Annotated in this window: 26 protein-coding genes and 2 tRNA genes; 8 read left to right on the top strand and 20 right to left on the bottom strand. The window is 66.4% G+C overall.

The genetic code is table 11. The features are described from left to right. Positions 1 to 33 precede the first annotated feature (33 nt). Together CGK74_RS13905 and CGK74_RS13900 are read left to right on the top strand one after the other, a co-directional pair. Entirely contained in the window at positions 34 to 1,638 is a 1,605-nt protein-coding gene (locus CGK74_RS13905; protein WP_094269143.1) for a tetrathionate reductase family octaheme c-type cytochrome, read from the top strand. Between the two features lies 1 nt (position 1,639). Further along, positions 1,640 to 2,275, top strand: coding sequence for a cytochrome b/b6 domain-containing protein (locus CGK74_RS13900; RefSeq protein ID WP_094269038.1), 636 nt, complete (start codon positions 1,640 to 1,642; stop codon positions 2,273 to 2,275). Between the two features lie 95 nt (positions 2,276 to 2,370). Here the strand turns inward: CGK74_RS13900 and CGK74_RS13895 are convergent, their stop codons facing one another. Then, the gene (locus tag CGK74_RS13895) at positions 2,371 to 3,342 is read right to left on the bottom strand and encodes a YcjF family protein (RefSeq protein ID WP_094269037.1); all 972 of its coding nucleotides are present in this window, start codon (positions 3,340 to 3,342) and stop codon (positions 2,371 to 2,373) included. A 108-nt stretch (positions 3,343 to 3,450) separates the two neighbouring features. On the opposite strand from CGK74_RS13895, the gene CGK74_RS13890 reads away from it, so the two are divergent. Continuing rightward, positions 3,451 to 3,912, top strand: a complete 462-nt coding sequence (locus tag CGK74_RS13890; protein WP_206186254.1) for a ProQ/FINO family protein — start codon at positions 3,451 to 3,453, stop codon at positions 3,910 to 3,912. A gap of 12 nt (positions 3,913 to 3,924) precedes the next feature. Here CGK74_RS13890 and CGK74_RS18955 read toward each other — a convergent pair whose 3' ends face one another. Beyond that, positions 3,925 to 4,086 (bottom strand): hypothetical protein, encoded by a 162-nt coding sequence (locus CGK74_RS18955; RefSeq protein ID WP_165770086.1) that lies wholly within the window; start codon positions 4,084 to 4,086, stop codon positions 3,925 to 3,927. A gap of 113 nt (positions 4,087 to 4,199) precedes the next feature. Here CGK74_RS18955 and CGK74_RS13885 point away from each other — a divergent pair. Together CGK74_RS13885 and CGK74_RS13880 are read left to right on the top strand one after the other, a co-directional pair. Then, positions 4,200 to 4,275 (top strand) — tRNA-Thr (locus tag CGK74_RS13885). 188 nt (positions 4,276 to 4,463) lie between these two features. Then, positions 4,464 to 4,540 (top strand) — tRNA-Met (locus CGK74_RS13880). Here the strand turns inward: CGK74_RS13880 and CGK74_RS19485 are convergent. From CGK74_RS19485 to CGK74_RS13810, 14 genes are all read right to left on the bottom strand, one after another. Beyond that, positions 4,497 to 6,080 (bottom strand): recombinase family protein, encoded by a 1,584-nt coding sequence (locus CGK74_RS19485; RefSeq protein WP_094269141.1) that lies wholly within the window; start codon positions 6,078 to 6,080, stop codon positions 4,497 to 4,499. The genes CGK74_RS13880 and CGK74_RS19485 overlap by 44 nt on opposite strands. Positions 6,081 to 6,188: 108 nt before the next feature. Further along, positions 6,189 to 6,326 (bottom strand): hypothetical protein, encoded by a 138-nt coding sequence (locus CGK74_RS18950; protein ID WP_165770085.1) that lies wholly within the window; start codon positions 6,324 to 6,326, stop codon positions 6,189 to 6,191. A gap of 205 nt (positions 6,327 to 6,531) precedes the next feature. Beyond that, positions 6,532 to 7,290 (bottom strand): hypothetical protein, encoded by a 759-nt coding sequence (locus CGK74_RS13865; RefSeq protein ID WP_094269035.1) that lies wholly within the window; start codon positions 7,288 to 7,290, stop codon positions 6,532 to 6,534. Continuing rightward, positions 7,284 to 7,679, bottom strand: a complete 396-nt coding sequence (locus CGK74_RS13860; RefSeq protein ID WP_094269034.1) for a hypothetical protein — start codon at positions 7,677 to 7,679, stop codon at positions 7,284 to 7,286. The genes CGK74_RS13865 and CGK74_RS13860 overlap by 7 nt, the downstream gene beginning before the upstream one ends. Before the next feature lie 3 nt (positions 7,680 to 7,682). Next, positions 7,683 to 8,303 (bottom strand): hypothetical protein, encoded by a 621-nt coding sequence (locus CGK74_RS13855; RefSeq protein ID WP_094269033.1) that lies wholly within the window; start codon positions 8,301 to 8,303, stop codon positions 7,683 to 7,685. A gap of 3 nt (positions 8,304 to 8,306) precedes the next feature. After that, positions 8,307 to 8,771, bottom strand: coding sequence for a hypothetical protein (locus tag CGK74_RS13850; protein ID WP_094269032.1), 465 nt, complete (start codon positions 8,769 to 8,771; stop codon positions 8,307 to 8,309). Continuing rightward, entirely contained in the window at positions 8,768 to 9,019 is a 252-nt protein-coding gene (locus CGK74_RS13845; protein ID WP_094269031.1) for a hypothetical protein, read from the bottom strand. Before CGK74_RS13845 ends, CGK74_RS13850 begins: the two co-directional genes overlap by 4 nt. A gap of 10 nt (positions 9,020 to 9,029) precedes the next feature. Next, positions 9,030 to 9,374 carry a hypothetical protein gene (locus CGK74_RS13840; RefSeq protein WP_133091866.1) on the bottom strand — a complete coding sequence of 115 codons (345 nt, stop codon included), beginning with the start codon at positions 9,372 to 9,374 and terminating at the stop codon, positions 9,030 to 9,032. After that, entirely contained in the window at positions 9,371 to 9,724 is a 354-nt protein-coding gene (locus CGK74_RS13835) for a hypothetical protein (RefSeq protein WP_094269029.1), read from the bottom strand. The genes CGK74_RS13840 and CGK74_RS13835 overlap by 4 nt, the downstream gene beginning before the upstream one ends. Before the next feature lie 11 nt (positions 9,725 to 9,735). Beyond that, a complete protein-coding gene (locus CGK74_RS13830; protein ID WP_094269028.1) occupies positions 9,736 to 9,975 on the bottom strand; it encodes a hypothetical protein in 240 nt (79 codons plus the stop codon). Next, positions 9,972 to 12,665, bottom strand: a complete 2,694-nt coding sequence (locus CGK74_RS13825) for a toprim domain-containing protein (protein WP_094269027.1) — start codon at positions 12,663 to 12,665, stop codon at positions 9,972 to 9,974. The genes CGK74_RS13830 and CGK74_RS13825 overlap by 4 nt, the downstream gene beginning before the upstream one ends. 102 nt (positions 12,666 to 12,767) lie before the next feature. Beyond that, the gene (locus tag CGK74_RS13820) at positions 12,768 to 13,118 is read right to left on the bottom strand and encodes an ogr/Delta-like zinc finger family protein (protein WP_094269026.1); all 351 of its coding nucleotides are present in this window, start codon (positions 13,116 to 13,118) and stop codon (positions 12,768 to 12,770) included. Then, positions 13,118 to 13,582: a phage regulatory CII family protein gene (locus tag CGK74_RS13815; protein WP_094269025.1), complete on the bottom strand. Its 465-nt coding sequence runs from the start codon at positions 13,580 to 13,582 to the stop codon at positions 13,118 to 13,120. The genes CGK74_RS13820 and CGK74_RS13815 overlap by 1 nt, the downstream gene beginning before the upstream one ends. A gap of 51 nt (positions 13,583 to 13,633) precedes the next feature. Further along, positions 13,634 to 13,879 carry a hypothetical protein gene (locus tag CGK74_RS13810; protein WP_094269024.1) on the bottom strand — a complete coding sequence of 82 codons (246 nt, stop codon included), beginning with the start codon at positions 13,877 to 13,879 and terminating at the stop codon, positions 13,634 to 13,636. Between the two features lie 70 nt (positions 13,880 to 13,949). Between CGK74_RS13810 and CGK74_RS13805 the strand changes: the two genes are divergently transcribed. Then, positions 13,950 to 14,462, top strand: coding sequence for a helix-turn-helix domain-containing protein (locus tag CGK74_RS13805; RefSeq protein WP_094269023.1), 513 nt, complete (start codon positions 13,950 to 13,952; stop codon positions 14,460 to 14,462). Between the two features lie 11 nt (positions 14,463 to 14,473). On the opposite strand, the gene CGK74_RS13800 is transcribed toward CGK74_RS13805, so the two are convergent. Next, positions 14,474 to 14,719 carry a hypothetical protein gene (locus CGK74_RS13800; protein WP_094269022.1) on the bottom strand — a complete coding sequence of 82 codons (246 nt, stop codon included), beginning with the start codon at positions 14,717 to 14,719 and terminating at the stop codon, positions 14,474 to 14,476. Positions 14,720 to 14,948: 229 nt separating this feature from the next. Between CGK74_RS13800 and CGK74_RS13795 the strand changes: the two genes are divergently transcribed. Together CGK74_RS13795 and CGK74_RS19480 are read left to right on the top strand one after the other, a co-directional pair. Next, the gene (locus tag CGK74_RS13795) at positions 14,949 to 15,248 is read left to right on the top strand and encodes a hypothetical protein (protein ID WP_094269021.1); all 300 of its coding nucleotides are present in this window, start codon (positions 14,949 to 14,951) and stop codon (positions 15,246 to 15,248) included. Next, positions 15,236 to 15,598 (top strand): excalibur calcium-binding domain-containing protein, encoded by a 363-nt coding sequence (locus CGK74_RS19480; RefSeq protein ID WP_206186253.1) that lies wholly within the window; start codon positions 15,236 to 15,238, stop codon positions 15,596 to 15,598. The genes CGK74_RS13795 and CGK74_RS19480 overlap by 13 nt, the downstream gene beginning before the upstream one ends. A 15-nt stretch (positions 15,599 to 15,613) precedes the next feature. Here the strand turns inward: CGK74_RS19480 and CGK74_RS13785 are convergent, their stop codons facing one another. Genes CGK74_RS13785 through CGK74_RS13775 form a run of 3 tightly spaced genes read right to left on the bottom strand, consistent with a single transcriptional unit; the run spans position 15,614 to position 17,711 of the window. Further along, positions 15,614 to 16,645, bottom strand: a complete 1,032-nt coding sequence (locus CGK74_RS13785; RefSeq protein WP_094269020.1) for a phage late control D family protein — start codon at positions 16,643 to 16,645, stop codon at positions 15,614 to 15,616. Continuing rightward, complete coding sequence (locus tag CGK74_RS13780; RefSeq protein ID WP_206186252.1) at positions 16,645 to 17,454, bottom strand: DNA-methyltransferase; 810 nt, start codon at positions 17,452 to 17,454, stop codon at positions 16,645 to 16,647. The genes CGK74_RS13785 and CGK74_RS13780 overlap by 1 nt, the downstream gene beginning before the upstream one ends. Continuing rightward, a complete protein-coding gene (locus tag CGK74_RS13775; protein ID WP_094269019.1) occupies positions 17,454 to 17,711 on the bottom strand; it encodes a hypothetical protein in 258 nt (85 codons plus the stop codon). Before CGK74_RS13775 ends, CGK74_RS13780 begins: the two co-directional genes overlap by 1 nt.

The following is a 17,711-nucleotide window of genomic DNA, read 5'->3' as shown; positions in this document are numbered from 1 at the left end:
TGAAGTCTATGGGGTCCCAGCTGGGAGGGCATGATGAGAGCACGATCCTTTGGCCTGACGCGACTGCTTGCCGGATTGGCAGTCGGTATCCTGAGTTCGTTCGCGGTGGCCGCGACCGGCACGGCGGACCACGCCAAGTTCAAGGAGCTGCAGGGGCCTTTCAAGAGCGGCGAGGAAGTGACCGCTGCCTGTCTCGCCTGCCACACCGAGGCTGCCAAGCAGGTGATGGCGACGCGACACTGGACCTGGGAGTACGTCAACCCGGACACCGGGCAGAAGCTGGGCAAGAAGACCATGCTCAACGGCTTCTGCATAGGCGACCGCTCCAACGAACCTTTCTGCCAGTCCTGTCACATCGGTTACGGCTGGAAGGACGCGAGCTTCGACTTTGGCGACGAGAAGAAGGTCGACTGCCTTGCCTGCCACAACACCGGTGCCTACAGGAAACTGGCCGGCTATGCCGGACATCCGCCCTATGAGCGCACGGAATTCCCGGCGAAGTCGGGAAAGTTCGTCGAGGCCGTCGATCTTGCAAAGGTTGCCCAGAACGTGGGCGCGACGTCGCGCCAGACCTGCGGCGCCTGTCACTACTATGGTGGCGGCGGCGACGGGGTGAAGCACGGCGATCTCGACTCCTCGCTCAACAAGCCGTCGAAGGAGCTCGACGTGCACATGGCGGTGGACGGGCTCAACTTCAGCTGTGCGAGCTGCCACAAGACCGACGAGCACAAGGTGGCGGGCAGCCGTATCAGCATGACCGGCGCCGATCCGCACGGTGCAATCATTCGCGGCGAGAAGACCGACCGTAATCCGGCGACCTGCCAGGCTTGCCACGGCGACCGTCCGCACAAGGGCGGCTTCGCCCACGCCGAGCGGCTGAACGACCATACGCGCACGCTGGCCTGCCAGACTTGCCACATCCCCGAATTCGCGCGCGGTGGCGTGCCGACCAAGATGGGATGGGACTGGTCGACCGCCGGCAAGCTGACGCCTGAGGGCAAGCCCTTCCAGAACAAGGACGAGAAGGGCCACGTCATCTACGACAGCAAGAAGGGCGATTTCATCCTCGGCGAGAACGTCACGCCTGACTACCTGTGGTTCGACGGCAAGGTCAGCTACACGCAGCCCGACACCAGGATCGATCCCTCCAAGCGGGTCGAGGTCAACAGTTTCCACGGTACGCCGGGTGCGGCGGATGCGCGGATCTGGCCGGTCAAGACCTTCCACGGCAAGCAACCTTACGACACCGAACACCTGACGCTGCTGGTGCCCCACACGGCCGTGCCGGACGACACCGCATTCTGGTTCAACTTCGACTGGGCCAAGGCGCTGAAGGCCGGCGCGGAAGCGACGGGGCAGCCCTACAGCGGCAAGTTCGATTTCGTCGAGACTTCGATGCTGTGGCCGATCACACACATGGTGGCGCCGAAGGAGAAGGCGCTCGAGTGCGCACAATGCCACGCCGACAACGGCCGCCTGGCAGGTGTGCCAGGCGTGTGGATGCCTGGGCGCGACCGCTCGGGCCTGCTCGACAGGCTGGGTTTCGGACTGGCAGGACTGGTCCTGCTGGGCGTCGCGGGCCATGGCAGCCTGCGCTTCCTGACGCGCAACAAGCGCGCCCAAGGCAAGGAGCACTGAGATGAGCGAGCGCATCTACCTCTTCACCCGCTTCGAACGTTTCTGGCACTGGGCGCAGGCCGGGCTGATCATCACGCTGCTGTTTACCGGCTTCGCGATCCACGGCAGCCATGGGCTGGTGGGTTTCCGGAAGGCGGTCGAGATCCACGAGATTGCGGCGTGGCTGCTGATCGGCTTGTGGATCCTGGCCATCTTCTGGCACTTCACGACCGGGCAGTGGAAGCACTACATCCCGACCGCGAAGAACATCGACAGCATGGTGCGTTACTACGCCTATGGCATCTTCATCGGTGCGCCGCACCCCTACAAGGTGACGCAGGAGCGTAAGCACAACCCGCTGCAACGTCTCGCCTACCTGGGTGTGAAGCTGGTCATCAACCCGCTGGTATGGATCAGCGGTCTGGTGTACCTGTTCTGGGGTGCGCTGCAGGGCAGTTTGCCTGCCGGCCTGGGCTTGCAGCAGGTTGCCACGGCGCACACGGTGGGTGCCTTCCTGATGCTCGCCTTCCTGATCGTGCATGTGTATCTGGCGACGGCGGGGCATACGCCGCTGGCCCACATCAAGGCGATGATCACCGGCTGGGAAGATCTGCACGATGCCGCCGAGGAGGCGGCAGGCAAGCCGGCTGCGCGATAGTGCTGACAGGGGCGGTGTCCTTGGAGGGGTGCCGCCAGACAAACCTGCGGGGCCATTCGCGACGATGCCGCGGATGGCCCCGCATCCTTCCGCCCTCAGACGCGCAGTTCGTTCATCAGCTTGCCGACGTCGAGCGTGCGGGCGCGCTCCTCGATCTGGGGCGCGTAGCGTTGCTGCAGTTCGCGCGCTTCGCCGACCAGGCCGCTGAACGATGACTTGAGCGCGTCGCCGCTCAGCGTGCGTCCGCCCGCGTAGTAGCGACGTGCGACCTGACCGAGCGCGTAGGTGCTCGCGAACGAGAAGGCCGAGCCGGTGGCCACGCTGCCGATCGTGCGCCCGGCCTTGCCCAGCATCTTGCCGAGCAGGCCGCCGACCAGCTTGCGGCCGAACTGCTCGACGTACTGCGAGGTCAGGCCCACGCCCACCGTGGCGAGGAAATCCTTGATGTGTCCGCGGTCGAGCTCGTAGCCGTAGGACTTGCCGATGCGGTAAACCAGCCGCGTCTGAAGCGGAATGATCGCCATCGAGGCCAGCGACTGCGGCAGAAGCTCGAGTGCGCCGTTGAGGATTGAGGCGTTGAGGATCGTCCGGTCCAGTTCGGCATCGCTCATCGTGGAAGGGCGCAGTCCGCCGACGGTGCTCGTGGCAGCGGGCACCGTGGTCGGAGCGGACGGCGGTGCGACATCGAGCGGCAGCTCTGCCAGCTGGTCGGCCTCGGCCGTGAATGCGTCGGCTTCCGCGCGGGCCAGGCCGAGCGCGGTCCGCAGGCGGTCGAGGAAGGCTGTCTCACGCGCATCGTGAACGCCGTCGGCATCGCATACGCCCACCGCGAATTCAAACGCAAGATGGCGCATTTCCGGCGAATCCAGCGCAGCCGCAGCCGCCTCGAGGCTGAAACGTCCGAGCAGCACATCCTGATAGACCTGCATCAGGTCCACGCCGCTGTTGGCGGTCAGCGATTCGGCAACGCGACGGATGTGCTCGCGCTCGCGATCGTCCTTGTGTTGGTCGGCGAAAGCCGCCATCAGGCAGATGGCGACAATGGCGCGGGTCTGTTCGGCTTGCATCCTGAAGTCCTGTCGTGGTTTCGGAGAGGCGGGGGAAGGTAGAATACCGGCCTTGATCACCCCGGGATGAAATCGACAACGTCCCGCCTGTAAGAGTTCTTGTCACTCATGATTACCGAAAACGACGGCAGCACCGCTGCTGCGCCCGAGTCCGACTCCTCCGCCGCGCCAGCCGCACCGAAGCAGCGCATCGAACCGCGTACCCTGCTGCAACGCCTGCAGAAGGAATTTGCGGCCTTCCGTGACTGCAAGCCTCTGGCGCTGAAGATCGACGCCAGCATCGCCGAGCGCATGCCCGAGATCGATCGCAAGAGCCTGCGCGCTGCGTTGCGCATGCACACGGCGTCGACCCGCTACCTCAAGGCCGTCGAGCGTTCCCAGCAGCGTTTCGACCTCGATGGGCAACCTGCGGGCGAGGTCACCGAAGAGCAGCGCACCCATGCGGCCACGACGCTGAAGGAGCGTTTTGCCGCGGTCGCCAAGCAGCAGAAGGAAAAGCGGGAGGCCGAGGCCGCCGAGAAGCGCCGCACCGAGAAACTGCAGCAGCTCATGAGCAAGTTCGGTCGCTGAACCGCGCCGGCGTCAGCAACGGCGCTGCAGCAGGTTATGCGAGCGAACCAGCCAGGTCGCGGCGCCGGCAATCACGGCCAGCGCAACGCCAGCTGCCGCGTTGCCGGTTCCGAACATCAGGCCGGCAAGAAGGCCAACGGCAAGCAGCAGGCGGGTGAGCAGTGTTTCGGTCATGATCGTCTCCGGCATCGTGTGTTTGATGTCGGGTACTGTAAATAAATACAGCTATCGACGCAAGGGCATCGTGCATCCTGTTGTGCGCGCTTGCGCTATAATCCGCCCCCGTCGCCGGCATAGCTCAGTTGGTAGAGCAGCTGATTTGTAATCAGAAGGTCGTGGGTTCGATTCCTATTGCCGGCACCAGTAAAGCAAGGGGCTGCAGTGATGCAGCCCCTTTTCAAGTCTGGTCGGGTTGGCGACGGGCTGATCTACAGCCACCTCGTGCCGGTTGGGGTTGAGACGGCGGCGAACGACACAGGCCGTCGTATCGAAAAAAATTGGCGAAAAACTTGCATTGTTTCTCGTTGTCGCTTATAGTTCTGTTTCTCCGACGCGGGGTGGAGCAGTCTGGCAGCTCGTCGGGCTCATAACCCGAAGGTCGCAGGTTCAAATCCTGCCCCCGCAACCATACCTAGAGACAGGCCGACAGCGATTGCTGCTCGGCCTGTTTCGCTTTCTACCCACACCTGTCCGCCTTCCTCGATCACGCGGGCGCCTTCGATCAGGGGGCGAAGGACTTCGCGGGCCTCGGCCACGTTGGTCTTGAGGGCGCGCTCGAGCTGGAAGGCCATCTGCCGGTACATGGCCGGGATGCGCGAGAGATTGACGTTCGACAGGGCCTCGATGCGCTGGATCTCGGCTTGCAGCTCTGAGCGGCGGCGCTCTGTGGCGGCAAGACGCTCGCTGATCGCGGGCGAGAGACCGACTTGCGAAATAGCATCGACCAGGTTGGCGATCTGCTGCTCGATTGTGGCCAGCTCGCCGGCCTTCGTGCGCACCAGGTCGTCGGCCTGGGCGCGTGTCTCGGCGAGTCGGGCGCGGATCTTGGTCTGGATGCTGGCCAGCTGCTCGCCGCTGGCGAGCTCGGCGCGGATGTCGCCCAGCAGGCGAGAGTCGATCGCCACACGCCGCGCCAGCACTCCACTGCACACGGCGGGGCCGCGGTCCTTGCGCTGGGCGCAGCCGTAGTGACGGCCGCTGGTGGCGATGATGGCGCCACCGCACTTACCACAGCGCAGCAGGCCTCCGAACAGGGTCGTTGGGCGCTTGCCCTTGCCGCTGCCGCCGGATTCGCGCGCGGGGCGGCCGAAGCGTGCGCGCACCGCATCCCACAGCGACTGGTCGAGGATGCGCAGCTCGGGGTGGTCTTCGATGATCCATTCTTCCCGCGGGCGATCGAGCCGCGTGCGCTTGCCGGTGTCGGGGTCCTTCACCCACTGCGAGCGGTTCCAGACCATGCGGCCGATGTACAGCTCGTTGTTGAGCACGCCGCTGCCCTTGGCCGGGCTGCCGTACAGGGCCGATACAGACCAAGTGCCGCCGCGGCCGGTCTTGATGCCGCGGGCGTTGAGGTCGGCGGCGATGCGCTGGCAGCTCCACCCGTCGCCGTAGCGCTGGTAGATCTCGCGCACCGTGGCCGCCTGGGCTGGCTCGACCTCGAGCACATGGATGTCGCCCACGGCCACCGATCGATAGCCGAAGGGCACGCCGCCGGCGTGGCCACCGCGCTGCAGCTGGCCCGTGAGGCCGCGGTGCGTCTTGTGGCGCAGGTCGTCGAGGTAGATCTCGTTGATGAGGCCGCGCATTGTGCGGTGGATCTTGCGGCCGCTGCCCTCGGAGTCGTAGCCGTCGGCCACACCGATGATGCGGATGCCGCGGTGCTCGAGGCGACGCACCATGCGCTCTTGCTCGACCATGTCGCGGCTCAGGCGGTCGAGGCCTTCGACCAGCAGCACCGCAAAGCGGCCGGCCAGCGCGTCGGCCACCAGGCGTGCGCCTTCGGGCCTGCGCGCCACGGGCGTGCTGCCCGATATGCCGTCGTCGGAGTAGGTGCTGAAAATGGAAAGCCCGAGCGCGTCGGCTCGGGCCTGGCACACGCGCGCCTGGTCAGCGAGGGATGTCTCGCGCTGGCGGTCGGTGCTGTAGCGGGTGTAGATGGCTGCGGTCATGTTGCTGAGTCTGGCTGGCGGTAGCGGCCTCGGCAAGCAGCTGCTCGAGGATCCTGTCCGCCATCCAGTTCAGCAGCGGGTCGAGCGCAGCACGCCGGGCCTGGGTGGTCATCTGTTATGTTCGATCGCCAGGGCGATCAACGAGGCGAAGAGAAAGAAGACAGTTCCCGCCTTGGCGATGGGGGCGCTTGTGTGCGGCGCGATCAGGATCAGCGCCGCCAGGCTGTAGAAAGCGGATGCGGTCATTGCTTGGCATCCTTTGCCTTCTTTCGCTCCCATGCCTTGATCTCGCCCACCGTCATGAACATGTATTCATCGCAGCCGCACTCAGGACAAACGTTCTTTGTCCATCGTTCGCGGCGCTCGGGCACCAGGTCTCCCTCATAGCCACGCCACTTGCACTTGCTGCGGCCACATCGGATGGGGGCCGTGTTCCAGTCAGGTCTCGCGCTCATTGCGTCAGCCTCCTATGCGCCTCGGCGATCTGGTCGGCCAGGCCGGCGCGGATTTTCTTGGGTAGGGTCATGGATTCGGGCAGGCCGTCGATTTCGCGCTGCAGGCGCTGGGGCAGGTAGCCCTCGTCGAGCAGTTCTTGCAGCAGGGCGGCGGACGGGGTGGCGTCGACCAGACGCTCGGCGGTGGCCATCAGCTTGTCGTGCAGGCGGCGCACCTTTTCGGCATTGCGGACGGTGACCCGAGTGCGGCTCAGCTGCAGGCCGCTACCTTGCTGGCCCAGCCCACGGGCGATCGCCTTTTTCGTGAAGCCGGCCTTGAGCAGCGCATCGATGAGCGCCCAGGTGGGCGCGGCATCCACCAGGGCGCCGTCGGCCAGCAGATCTGCGCGCATGGCGAGGATCTTCTTCTCGGTGGCCCGCCGCAGGTTGGCGCGCTCGCCGCGCTTGATGGCCCACAGCGTGGCCTCGGTGATGTCGGTGGCGATCGAGAGCGTGCGACGGCCAACGCCCGCCGCGGCCAGCGCCTGGATGTGCGCGCGGGCGGCGTCGGCCGGCACGAAGGGGTTGGCTTCGCCCGCCTTGCGTGCCTTGGCCCGCATGCGCTCGTACGCGGTGTTGGCGCCGCGGCAGGCCGGGCAGCGGCAGCCGGCCATGTAGCGCAGGCGGTCGCCTTGGGGGCGGTTGCGGGCCAGCTCGCCAATGGGGCGCAGGCCGCGCGCCTCGATGGCGCTGCGGTGTTGGGTGCCGGTCAGCATGATGCGGCCCCTTCCTTGGCGAGCACGAAGCGGGCGCGCTCCATTGCGTCGTCGATGTTGCCCTTGCGCGAGTCGGCGCGGAACGCGGTGCCCGTGCGCTTGCGAACGTCGATGTAGTAGTGCCCGTCGTCGGCCAGGGTGATGCGAACGCTGGCCGCGGCTAGCTTTTCGGGCAGCGTGGCCGGCTCGATCGCCCACTCGCCCGGGGCGTTGAAGGAGCAGTCGCGCAGCATGCGCACGCGGTGCGTGCCCTGGCCGAAGACCTTGTCGGCCAGCCGCTGGGCGGCGGCCTCGGGGCTCATCGTGCTGCTGGCGCTGATGCCCTTGAGGCGGCAGTGGTAGGCCTGCGTTCGGTAGGTGACGGTGATGGTGGTGGGGGCGGTGGTCATGGGTCAGGCCTCCTGCTTCTCGCGCTCGATGCGCGCGTTCAGTTCTTCGATTTCTTTCTCGACTTCCCAGCGCTTCAGCTCCTGCATTTCGGCGGTCGGTTGCCATAGCAGGTGTTCCATGCCCATCGACCAGGAATTGCCGACTTCGCGCTCGGCCTTGTAGCGCTCGAGTTCCTTGGGGTTGATGTCACGCCAGGGGACGCTGACGAACAGAACGCCCAGGCTGGTGCGGCCGGTGATGGTCGCGGTGTGGCCGTAGCGATCGCTGATGAGCATGGGGACGTGCGGCGTCAGCCCCGCGACATCAAGGGCTTGGGAGATATCGACGATGCGCGGCAGCGCTTCGATGCGCGCCAGCATTTCGCGGCCGGCGGCGGAGTTCTTGCGCGGCCAGTAGGCGCCGAAGCTGTTGGGCTGCTTCCAGACGGACTGGTCGGGGGTGCTTGGGAAGCGGAAGCCGGCGCGGCGGCCGTCCCGATACGAGAGCGAATCCTTGGCGCCGATCTCTTGGCAGAAGGCGTGAAGGGCCTTGCGCGCCTCGGCGTTGGCGGCCTCAATCTCGATGGCCTTGTCCATGATCGGGCCGTGGGTGACGCGGAAATAGCGCCGGTAGATTTGCGACATGGCTTAGTCCTCCTTCCAGTCGACGGCAACGGACGTGCTGCAGATGGCGATGCGCCGGGCGACCACGAATCTGTGGCCTTCACGCTTGGCAGCGAGCAGCTCAACGTGATCGCGCGCCTTCTTTGCGGTGTCGTGGGTGGGGCCGGTGAGGCGCCCGTTGGAGTCGAGCACCATGAAAACGCCTGGCGCGTCTTCGGGCTCCATGCTCGCCACCTGGGCGCTCGCCTTTTCGATACGCGCCACGTCGATGAGGGCGGCGACCAACTCGGGCAGCTCCATGTCGCTGGTGTCGAGTTCGAGCATGGTGCCGATCGCGTCGGCGATTTGCTCGGAGAGCTTCATCTCCTGCTCGCACTTGGCCGCGATGACGGCGGTCATGTCGTGGACGACGGACTCGGCGCGGGCGAGTTTGGCGGCGAGGTCTTCGACGGTGGGCGATGGGGTGATGCGAGGGTCGGCGTAGATCACAGCAGGGCCTCCTTCAGTTTGCGTTCGGCGCGGGCGCGGACTTCGTCGGCGCTAGGGCGGCGGGGTTGGGACGGGGCGCAGAGACCGGATTCGAGGGTGTCGAGCTGGTCGGCCAGGGCGCGGACGTGGGCGCGCTGTTCGCGCAGGCAGAGTGGGGCGCGGGCTTCCATCCACGCGAGATCGTTCTGGGCGATGGCGAGGCGGCCGCGGGTGATGGCGCGGCGCAGGGTGTTGATGAGGGTTCGCATGGGTGGGGCCTCAGAGGTGGTGGATCTGGCGGGCGGCGCGGTCGCCGATGGCCTTCAGGGCGGCGATGGCGGCGTCGGTGGCGTGCTCGAGCTCGTCGAGGGCGGCGCAGGCCTGGGTGCGCTGGGGCTCGGCGCCGTCGTAGCCTTCGAACAGGACGCCGCTGCTGGATTGGGCGTGCACTTGGGTAGCGGCGTAGGCGAGGCGGACGAGGGTGGCGAGCTCTGCATCGGTGAGCGTGGCGACCGGCGGGCCAGCCATGCGATCCGGCAGGGCCGGCGCTGGCTTCGGGGGGATCTGGCCGCGGTGCGTGTTCGGGGCTGTCTGCTTGATGTCGGCGGTCATGGCGGGCCTCACGCTGCAGTCGATTCGGGGCGCTCGATGCGGTACAGGTCGCAGTACGAGCGGGGGCGGATCACTTCCACGTCGCCTTCGTCGCCGATGTGGATGACCGCCGAAGAGAATTCGACGTAATCGGGCACCGCGCCGTCGTAGTGCTCCCACAGCGCCTCGAGCATCGACACTTCCGCATTCTTCAGATCGGGTGTCCGCGCCTGGATCTGGCTGTTAAGTGCGGCAATGTCTGCCTTGATCTCCTCAATGCAGGCGTATTCCTGCAGGTAGGCCTTCACCTTCTCGTAGGCATCTGAATGGACGATAACCGTCCCATCGTGCGCGGTGATGCGGCTGGCTTCCTTGAATGACATGGTGTGACTCCTCACGATTGCTGAGCGCTGGCGGAAAACTCGGGCTGGCTGCGCTCGATGCCGGCGCCGGTGTTGGTGGTGGAAAGGCGGGCGCGCTTGCGGCGCTGCTGGCTGACGCCCAGCTCGAGCACGCTGCGCAGGACGGGGGCGGCGAGCACCTGGGCGTAGTCGAAGCCCATGGCCGGGAAGCGGCTGCGGCGGTAGGCCCAGCGCAACTCGGCGTCGGAGGCGGGGGGGCGGTCGGGGCTCATCGCTTGGTCGACTCGAAGACCCAGCACTTCACCGTTTGCGGGCGCATGTCTTCTTTGGCGCCGCAGCGGGCGTTGTGCCGGCCGTTGATTGCGGAGTTCACCGAACACACGTCCTTGAACCGTGGGCTGCGGCTGGTCTTGAGGTAGCGCTTGAGGTCGGCGATGGGCGGAACCTGCTGGCGCTTCTCGGCGGCGACCTGGACGAAGTGGTTCAGGTTGATTGCGATCCAGTCGGGGCTGCGGCTGTGGTTGAGGCGCGACTCGCCAAAGCCTTCGTCGTCGGTGTTGTCCAGGTAGTGGAAGGCCTCCCAGAAGGCCTCGACGATGGGGTGCTCGCGCTGCAGGGCTTGTTCTCGTTCCAGCGCCAGGTTGATGAGCAGCGCCTTGGCTTCGTCCTGCTGGGTGGTGGTGATGGGGCAGGCCAGCGACAGCGCGTCGACGAACACCATGATTTGCGCGTGGTTCTTCTGGATGCGCTGGTTCTTGCTGCCGGCCTCGGCGATGCGGCGCTCGTAGGTACGGGTGCGCTCTTCCACCATGTCCATGACCTGCGCTTCGCGGGTGATGGCGCGCAACAAGAAGGCGGAGACTTCGCCGGCCGACATGCGGCCCAGCTGGAGTGCGGCTTCGCGGCCCGCCTCGGACTGGCGGCTCTTGTCGAACCTCAGGTGCACGATCCGCTCCATGATCGGCAGCGAAGCCTGCACCGGTGCGTTCTGGGCGATGACCAGCGCGGCGCGAAACTGCGGGTCGTAGGTGTCGTTGCCGCTCGACTTAACGCCGGTGGTGCGCAGGCTGCCGCCGTTGTACAGGCTCTTGAGGCTGTCCCAGTGGAAGGCCTGCTTGGGGCGGCCCTTGCTGCCGTCGCTGTCGTCTTCGCGGTCGGACTCGATCAGCACCACCGGAAGGTTGCTGACCTGGGCCATGGTGCGCATGAAGCCCACCTGGCTGCCTTTCATGGGGTCGAAGCCCTCGTAGCCGTTGCGGCCCACCAGCTTCCACAGGGTTTCGAGCAGGGTGGTTTTGCCGCTGCCCGGCTCGCCGACGATCTCGACGAAGGGGAAGGACTCGAAGCGGTGGCGCACCTGCTCGGCAAACAGCGCGCCCATCCACACGGCCAGGGCGACCACGCCCTTCGGGCCAAAGCACAGGTAGAGCCGATCGAACCAGCCGTTGTCGGGCGCCTTGGTGTCGGTGTCGATGTCCAGCTTCATCGACTTGCTCAGCGTCTTGATGGCGAGCTTGCCGAACTCGATGTAGTCCTCATCGTTCATCGGCACCACGCGGTCGCCTTGCACGCCCAGCGTGGGGTAGACGTAGGCCTTGTGCTCGAGGCTGTAGCCCACGTAGTCGATGGTGGCCACGGTCTTGATGTTGTAGGTCCAGCGGCTCACCAGGTTGTCCAGCTGGCCGGCGGTGCCCTTCCACATGGCACCCGCGCCGCTGTGCAGCAGGCGCTTCTTGAACTCGGCAGCGGCGGTGAGCTGGCCGGCGCTGAAGGTGTTCTTGACGCTGGCGCCGTCGTGGGGGAAGTCGACGCGGAAGTAGTACCAGGCCTCGTCGGTCACCTCGTTCTTGAGGTAGTAGAGCGGCACCGGTTGGCAGTTGCAGATCTCGGTGACGCTGTTGGACTGCTTGAGCGCCTCTTCCCGCAGTTCGGCCTCGTCGCGGTCGGGGTCGGCCTCGGCAAGCTCCTGTTTCACCTTGGTCAGCTTGTCGATGTCGAGCTTCCACCAGTACATGCGGCGCTCGAAATCAAAGGCGAACGTGGCCCAGCCGTGCTTGCTGTACATCAACGTGGCCTTCTCTCCGGGCGACTTCGCCAGCAGCAGGGCGCCGCGGTAGCGCGCTTCCTTGATCTGCTCGGCGCCCAGCTCGCGGCGCATCCACAGGTCGTTCCAGTCGAGCTTGCTGCGGCCGGTGGGCGGCTGTGCGGCGCTGGCCTCCCAGCCCTCGGCGATGGCGCGGTCGACGAACTTGCGGGTAAAGCCTTCGCCGGCGTGCCCTGCGTCGAAGGCGAACACCAGCCGCGGGCGGCTCAGCGGCCGAGCGGTGGCTAGCGCTTCCAGCGCGGCGCTGGGGTAGTTGCTGCAGGTGAGGGCAGAAACGGCCACCTGGCCCGCGTGAATCAGCGCGATGGCGTCGAACACGCCCTCGGTAATCCAGATCTCGTCTGCCTGCGTCAAGTCGGCGCCCGGTGCGCTCCACCAGGTGCCGCCGTAGTGGCCGCTGAAGGTGGCCTTGCGCTTACCGAAGCGCTGTGGGCGGTCGATGATGCGTTCCCAGTAGCCCACGCCTGGCAGCGCAAAGCGAACGGTGGCGCTGCCGATCTGCTGCTTGCCGTCCCAGTAGCTTTCCTGGCTGTACCAGCCCTTGATCTTTTCGAGGTCGAACCCGCGGCTGTCGCGCAGGTAGGCGTCGGCGGCGGCGTTGGGGTTGTCCGGGGCTTTGGGGTAGCGGTCGGACCAGCTCTCGAACAGCTCGCTGTACAGATCCTTGACGTGGCCCTCGTAGCTGCATTTGTCCAGGCGACCGCAGCGCAGCACCCAAGGGTGCTCGGCGTGGGTGTAAAGCTCCTTCTTGCCGCAGTTGGGGCACTTGCCTTTGCGCAGCCAGCCGTTCTCGATCTTCGATAGCTCGAAGTCGCGGTCGAGGCGGGCTGTGATGTCGGCGTGCAGGCGTGAATCCATGGCGGCAGGTTCTTTAGGCGTGAAGAGGTCCGCGCGCGCCAGAAACTGGCGAGCGGGATCGGTGCAATCGGGTTGTGTGGGGAGTGCTGGGGCGGCCTGGTCTTATCCGGCGCCGGGCAGCTCGGGCAGGCTTAGCTGCCGGGGGTCGAGTGCCGGATCTGGCCGCCTGCGTAGTTTCGGCATGTCGGCATCTGGAGGCAGGCGCCGGGGGTCTTCAGGGTGCAGCCTAGAACCGATGATGAGGTTCGCGTGCTGCAGCAGGCTGCGGAAGCTGGCGTCGCAGTCGGGGTCTTTGCAGCGGAAGAACAGCTCGCGCGTGCTGCTGGACACGGCGCGGCTGGTATAGACGGTGACGTTGCCGCCGCACACCGGGCAGGGGATGTGCGGGTGGGCCATGGCGGTCGCTTTGCCTGTGCGGCGGGCGTGCTGGGCGACGTAGCGGCGGGATGACATCAGCGGCCCCCCTGGTGCTCGGGCTCGGCCATTTCTTCGAGCCGGGCCAGCATGTTCAGCAGCGCCTGCTGGGTGCGGTAGATGGCCGCGCGCACGTTCTTGAGTTCGCGCAGCTCGACGCGGCCGTCGGCCAGGGTGTTATCGACCGCAGCGCCCACGTTGCCATTGGCTGCCCACACGTGGGTTACCAACTCGAGCACGGCCATGTCGCCGCTGTTGCCGTGGGCATCCACCGGCACCGCAACGTGGCCGTGGTTGGCGCACAGGGCGTGCAGGATGCGGTAGTCGCCCGTCAGCCCCATGACTTGGTCGGCGTCCTTGAGGCTGGGCACGTTGGCGGTGTTGTGCGGGTTGGCCTTGTTGCGCAGCACCGCCGGCGAGGTGCCCAGGCGCGGCGCGAGGGATTCGCAGCCGCCGGGGGCGTCGTGGCAGGTGGCGTAGAAGGCGTCTTGGACGGTGGACATTTTCTAGGGCTGAATCCGAATGAAGTCTTTATCGGCGGAGCGATGCAGTATTCATGCGTGCTCGAGTGCTTTGCAGTCGGCCAGCAGCTGACGGGCAGCCGGGTCGGATTCGATGGCCTGCAGCAACAGGATTCGCGCCATGCTGCTGCTGGTTCGGCCGTCTCGGGCGGCCAGCGCGTCGAATGCGCTGCGTTCGTGCGGCATCAACGAGACCACGATGCGGCGCGAGACATCCACGCCGCGTGGCGCGCGGCTGCGAGGGTGCTGGCTGATGTCAGGGGTGGCGATGGCGGTCATTGGTTATGATGTGCAACACAATTGAACTTAAGGCGGATTCTGGTTCATAAAACTGAACCTGTCAACGACTATGGGTGAAGAAAACGCGACCATTCACGACCGGCTGCGGATAGAGCGCGAGCGCCTCGGCCTTTCTCAGGCGGCGGTTTATCAGCGCCTGGTCGTCTCGAAGGGCACGTACATCAAGTACGAGTCGGGCGAGACATCGCCCACCGCGCGCCACCTGGCTGTGCTCGATCAGATGGGCTTCGATATCTACTTCGTCGTCGTCGGCGAGCGATCGGCAAACGAGCTCGGCGCCGAGTACAGCAACCTGATCAGCGCCTATTCGCAGTGCAGCGACGAACTGAGGGGCGCTGCGCTTGCAGTGTTGATGTCGAACCGATTGAAAGAGGTGGGCGCCGCGAAGGTGGTGCCGCGATTCTTCGAGGAGACTTTCGGGGGTGGTGCGTATGCGCACCCGCTGCCCGCGCCGCTGGTGTTGCATGACTCGGCCGCTGAGCCACCCGCAGCGCCAGGAAGTCTGCCCGGCGAAAGGGGGAAGCCCGAAAAAAAGGCCCCGCAGAAGAGCGGGACCAGATGATGCGACTGGCGCTAGTCCTGATCTGGCCACAACAGCGTTGCGGCTAAGCGGATCGCCCCGTAGTGGGCGAGGGCTTGATTCTCGCACGCGGCACCAATGACCCCTTGCCGAGTGTTGCCGGTCGAGTCGATGACGGCATAGGCGGCGCCGACAATCTCGCCGCGCTCTGCGGCGTCTGCCAGGGCCTTGAAGGCACGCGCCGTTTCTGTTCGGCGCCGGATGTTGATCGGTATGACGTTGGTCGCACGTGTGTTCACGCGGGATGCTCCTGTTATTGTTCGGAGTCTCGTTTGTAGGTCGCGGGCATATATTCGGTTTCGATGATCAGAGCGGAATTCGGGCCCCTTCTCCGGGTCGCTGCAGGCCCAATTCTCGGCGCGCTGCGGATATGAAGTTGCCCTGTAAAGCAGCCCTATCGGCGTGTTTTACTGGGTAGGAATTGTTCTGAAATCGTGATCCACGAGGAAGATCACGAAGGGGGAGAGGATGAAGACAACGATTCTGATTGGCGCAATGACGCTGGCGCTTGCCGGCTGTGCAGATCCGGCGCGCGAGGAAGTGCGGCAGGCGGACTATGGGGAGCGCTGGCCGCTGCGTGCGCCGGTTGCCGTGGTGGGCTGCTCGCCGCCAGACCTGCGCTACCTAGAAGTCGATGGCACCCGCTACGGCATCAATGGGCCGGCGCTGCGCGCGGGGTTCCCCGAAGCGGGGCAGGCGCGCAAGGACGGCACGCCAGGGCCGCTGGCCGACTTCATTGAGCGTGCGGGGGCGCTGTGCGGAAGGTAGCCGCTGCGCTGCTGGTTGCCGGGGTGATTGCTGCGCCTTGGGACGTGCGAGCAAACGGTCGCCAGCCGTGTGACCGTGGCGCGGGCGGCGTTTCGCACTGCCAGGGAGACAAGTTCGTCTGCAGGGATGGCCGCATCAGCGGAAGCAAGCAGAAATGCACCCAGGCTGCAGCCGCATCCGGCGCGGCCAAGTCGGCTGGCGTTGCCGGACTGAGCTGCGCCGGCAAGCGGTATTGCAAGGACATGGATTCGTGCGACGAGGCCCGGCACTACCTCACGCGCTGCGGGGTGCGAAGCCTCGATCGGGATGGAGACGGGGTGCCGTGCGAGTCGCTCTGCGGCGGCAGGTAGAACAAGACGGCCGGATCACTCCGGCCGTTTTTCCATCTCCACACGGGTCGTGAATCCGCCGCCGCCCACGTCGTGCTGCACGCGCACGGCCAGCCAGCCCTGGCCGTCGATCTCGGGCTTCCAGCCGCGCACGTCGACCGGCACCTCGGGGAAAAGGTCGGCGCGGCCGTAGGCCAGGGTGATCTCGAAGTTGGCCATGCCGCGCTGGATGCGGTGCCATTCGGCCTTGGCTGCGCGCTCGGCGTTGGTGCGGTTGGCGTAGGTGTGGCGCAGCACCTTGACGTTGCCGGTGCTGGGCTGGGTGGGGTCGGGCACGTCTTCGCCGTCGATCGTCTCTTCGCCCACCAGCACAAAGGCGCGCTCGGCCTTGCGGGCGTCGTTGTAGTTGGCCTGCACGGCGGTGTAGGCGGCGCGATCGGCTACGGCAAAGCGGTGGCCGTCGCCCTGGTTGCGGGTGAGGGTGAGCACCGGCAGGGGCTTGCCGCTTGCCGTCGTGGCCTGGCCCGCTCGAACGAACAGCAGCCGGCCGGCCTTGACTGTGGCGATGGCGCCGAAGTCCTCGGCCAGGCGGGTTAGCAGGTTGGCGTCGGATTCGGCGGTCTGGTCGAGGTGGTCGAGCGGTTCGTCCGCGAAGTCCGCGCCGACGACGGGCTGCAGGCCGTTCTGCGCGGCGATGCTGCGCACCAGGTCGCCCAGCGTTACGCCGTGCCAGCTGCGCTCTTTCTTGGTGGCGATGCCACTGCGCATGTCGGCCGATCGGGCGCGGATGATGAGGCGATCGGGCGCTCCGGTGTGCTCGAGCTCGTCGACGAGGTATTCGCCCTTGTCTTCGAGCGGCTCGCCCGCCCACCCCAGCGCCAGACGCACGCGGGCGCCACGCGGCGGCAGAGCCAGCGCGCCGTCGGTGTCGTCGAGGGTGATGTCGAGCGTGTCCGCTTCCAGCCCGCGGTTGTCGGTGAGGCTGAGCGATTCGAGCCGCGGCCGGATGGTGGGGGTGATGTCCTGGCCATCGACCAGGATGCGGTAAGCGGGCTGGCGGTAGGCCATCAGGCGCCGCCCTCGAGCGCGGCCTCTTGCTGGCGGGTGATCTCGTAGGCGTCGCGCGGATCGTGCTCGAGCGCGATTCCTTGCGCATCGGCAATGCGCCGGCATGCGGTCTCGAAGTGGCCCCGATCGCACTCGATGCCGATGAAGCTGCGGCCCTCGAGTACCGCCCCCACGCCTGTGGTGCCGCTGCCCATGAAGGGATCCAGCACCGTGGCGCCCGGCGGCACGACGCGGGCCAGCTCGCGCATCAGCGCGGTGGGTTTGCCGGTCATGTGGTGTTTGTCAGCCTGCAGCACCTTGGCCGTGTAGGCGCCAGGGAACGGGCCGTCGTGCTCTGCAATCGGGCATTTGCCTGCGGTGCCCCACACGATGTACTCGCACTGGTGGCGAAGGTAGCCCTTGTGGGGAGCGCGAGAGCCACGCCCCTTGTCCCAGGCGGCAACGCCGCGCCACATGAGGCCGGCCCACTGGAATGCGTCGGTCAGGGCGGGAAGTTGCCGCCAGTCGATGAAGCTGAGCACGTACGCGCCGTCATCCACCGGCAGTCGCTGCAGCCATTCCTGGCACCAGGACATCCACGAACGCTGGTCTTTCGCGTCGCCGGCAAAAGCGCGCCAGTCGCGCTGCACGCCGCTCTGCACGTACTTGTCCTTGACGGGCATGGTGCGGTCGGCGCGATACATGCCGCCGGATGCGTAGGGTGGGTCGGTGATGACGGCGGCGACTGTGGGCAGGGTGGGCAGGATCTTCATGCTGTCGCCCAGGTAGAGCGTGGCGGTGCCGATGGTCTTCTTGATCATGTAGGGCATCAGTTTCGGTGCTGGTTGGCGCAGCCGGCACAGCCGGGCGCGGTGGCGCGGCCGAGGTGGCCGCAGGTGATGGGTTCTGGGGTGTGGGTGTGCGGGCGCATGTTGCGCCGGCCGTCGGCGGTCCAGCCGTGCTGCACGGGGTAGGTGACGGGGATGCCGCGGGGGCGGGCGTCGCCGCTGCGGCGGCTGTTGCAGCCTTCGAGCGGGGTCTTGCCCTCATCGATGAGGGCGACATGCGGTAAGTGCTTGCTGGCCAT

Source organism: Thauera propionica (assembly GCF_002245655.1).
GTDB lineage: Bacteria > Pseudomonadota > Gammaproteobacteria > Burkholderiales > Rhodocyclaceae > Thauera > Thauera propionica.
This window is presented reverse-complemented; position numbering and strand designations above follow the sequence as displayed.

Excerpts from the sequence above, each read along its gene's own strand:
- CGK74_RS13890 (WP_206186254.1), top strand. The coding sequence starts at position 3,451 with ATGATTACCGAAAACGACGGCAGCACCGCTGCTGCGCCCGAGTCCGAC.
- CGK74_RS13905 (WP_094269143.1), top strand. The coding sequence starts at position 34 with ATGAGAGCACGATCCTTTGGCCTGACGCGACTGCTTGCCGGATTGGCA.
- CGK74_RS18950 (WP_165770085.1), bottom strand. The coding sequence starts at position 6,326 with ATGACCGCATCCGCTTTCTACAGCCTGGCGGCGCTGATCCTGATCGCG.
- CGK74_RS13845 (WP_094269031.1), bottom strand. The coding sequence starts at position 9,019 with ATGCGAACCCTCATCAACACCCTGCGCCGCGCCATCACCCGCGGCCGC.
- CGK74_RS13835 (WP_094269029.1), bottom strand. The coding sequence starts at position 9,724 with ATGTCATTCAAGGAAGCCAGCCGCATCACCGCGCACGATGGGACGGTT.
- CGK74_RS13895 (WP_094269037.1), bottom strand. The coding sequence starts at position 3,342 with ATGCAAGCCGAACAGACCCGCGCCATTGTCGCCATCTGCCTGATGGCG.
- CGK74_RS13860 (WP_094269034.1), bottom strand. The coding sequence starts at position 7,679 with ATGACCACCGCCCCCACCACCATCACCGTCACCTACCGAACGCAGGCC.
- CGK74_RS13820 (WP_094269026.1), bottom strand. The coding sequence starts at position 13,118 with ATGTCATCCCGCCGCTACGTCGCCCAGCACGCCCGCCGCACAGGCAAA.
- CGK74_RS13900 (WP_094269038.1), top strand. The coding sequence starts at position 1,640 with ATGAGCGAGCGCATCTACCTCTTCACCCGCTTCGAACGTTTCTGGCAC.
- CGK74_RS13805 (WP_094269023.1), top strand. The coding sequence starts at position 13,950 with ATGGGTGAAGAAAACGCGACCATTCACGACCGGCTGCGGATAGAGCGC.
- CGK74_RS13775 (WP_094269019.1), bottom strand. The coding sequence starts at position 17,711 with ATGGCCAGCAAGCACTTACCGCATGTCGCCCTCATCGATGAGGGCAAG.
- CGK74_RS13825 (WP_094269027.1), bottom strand. The coding sequence starts at position 12,665 with ATGGATTCACGCCTGCACGCCGACATCACAGCCCGCCTCGACCGCGAC.
- CGK74_RS13795 (WP_094269021.1), top strand. The coding sequence starts at position 14,949 with ATGAAGACAACGATTCTGATTGGCGCAATGACGCTGGCGCTTGCCGGC.
- CGK74_RS18955 (WP_165770086.1), bottom strand. The coding sequence starts at position 4,086 with ATGACCGAAACACTGCTCACCCGCCTGCTGCTTGCCGTTGGCCTTCTT.
- CGK74_RS19485 (WP_094269141.1), bottom strand. The coding sequence starts at position 6,080 with ATGACCGCAGCCATCTACACCCGCTACAGCACCGACCGCCAGCGCGAG.
- CGK74_RS13830 (WP_094269028.1), bottom strand. The coding sequence starts at position 9,975 with ATGAGCCCCGACCGCCCCCCCGCCTCCGACGCCGAGTTGCGCTGGGCC.
- CGK74_RS13855 (WP_094269033.1), bottom strand. The coding sequence starts at position 8,303 with ATGTCGCAAATCTACCGGCGCTATTTCCGCGTCACCCACGGCCCGATC.
- CGK74_RS13785 (WP_094269020.1), bottom strand. The coding sequence starts at position 16,645 with ATGGCCTACCGCCAGCCCGCTTACCGCATCCTGGTCGATGGCCAGGAC.
- CGK74_RS13865 (WP_094269035.1), bottom strand. The coding sequence starts at position 7,290 with ATGCTGACCGGCACCCAACACCGCAGCGCCATCGAGGCGCGCGGCCTG.
- CGK74_RS13815 (WP_094269025.1), bottom strand. The coding sequence starts at position 13,582 with ATGTCCACCGTCCAAGACGCCTTCTACGCCACCTGCCACGACGCCCCC.
- CGK74_RS13780 (WP_206186252.1), bottom strand. The coding sequence starts at position 17,454 with ATGCCCTACATGATCAAGAAGACCATCGGCACCGCCACGCTCTACCTG.
- CGK74_RS13810 (WP_094269024.1), bottom strand. The coding sequence starts at position 13,879 with ATGACCGCCATCGCCACCCCTGACATCAGCCAGCACCCTCGCAGCCGC.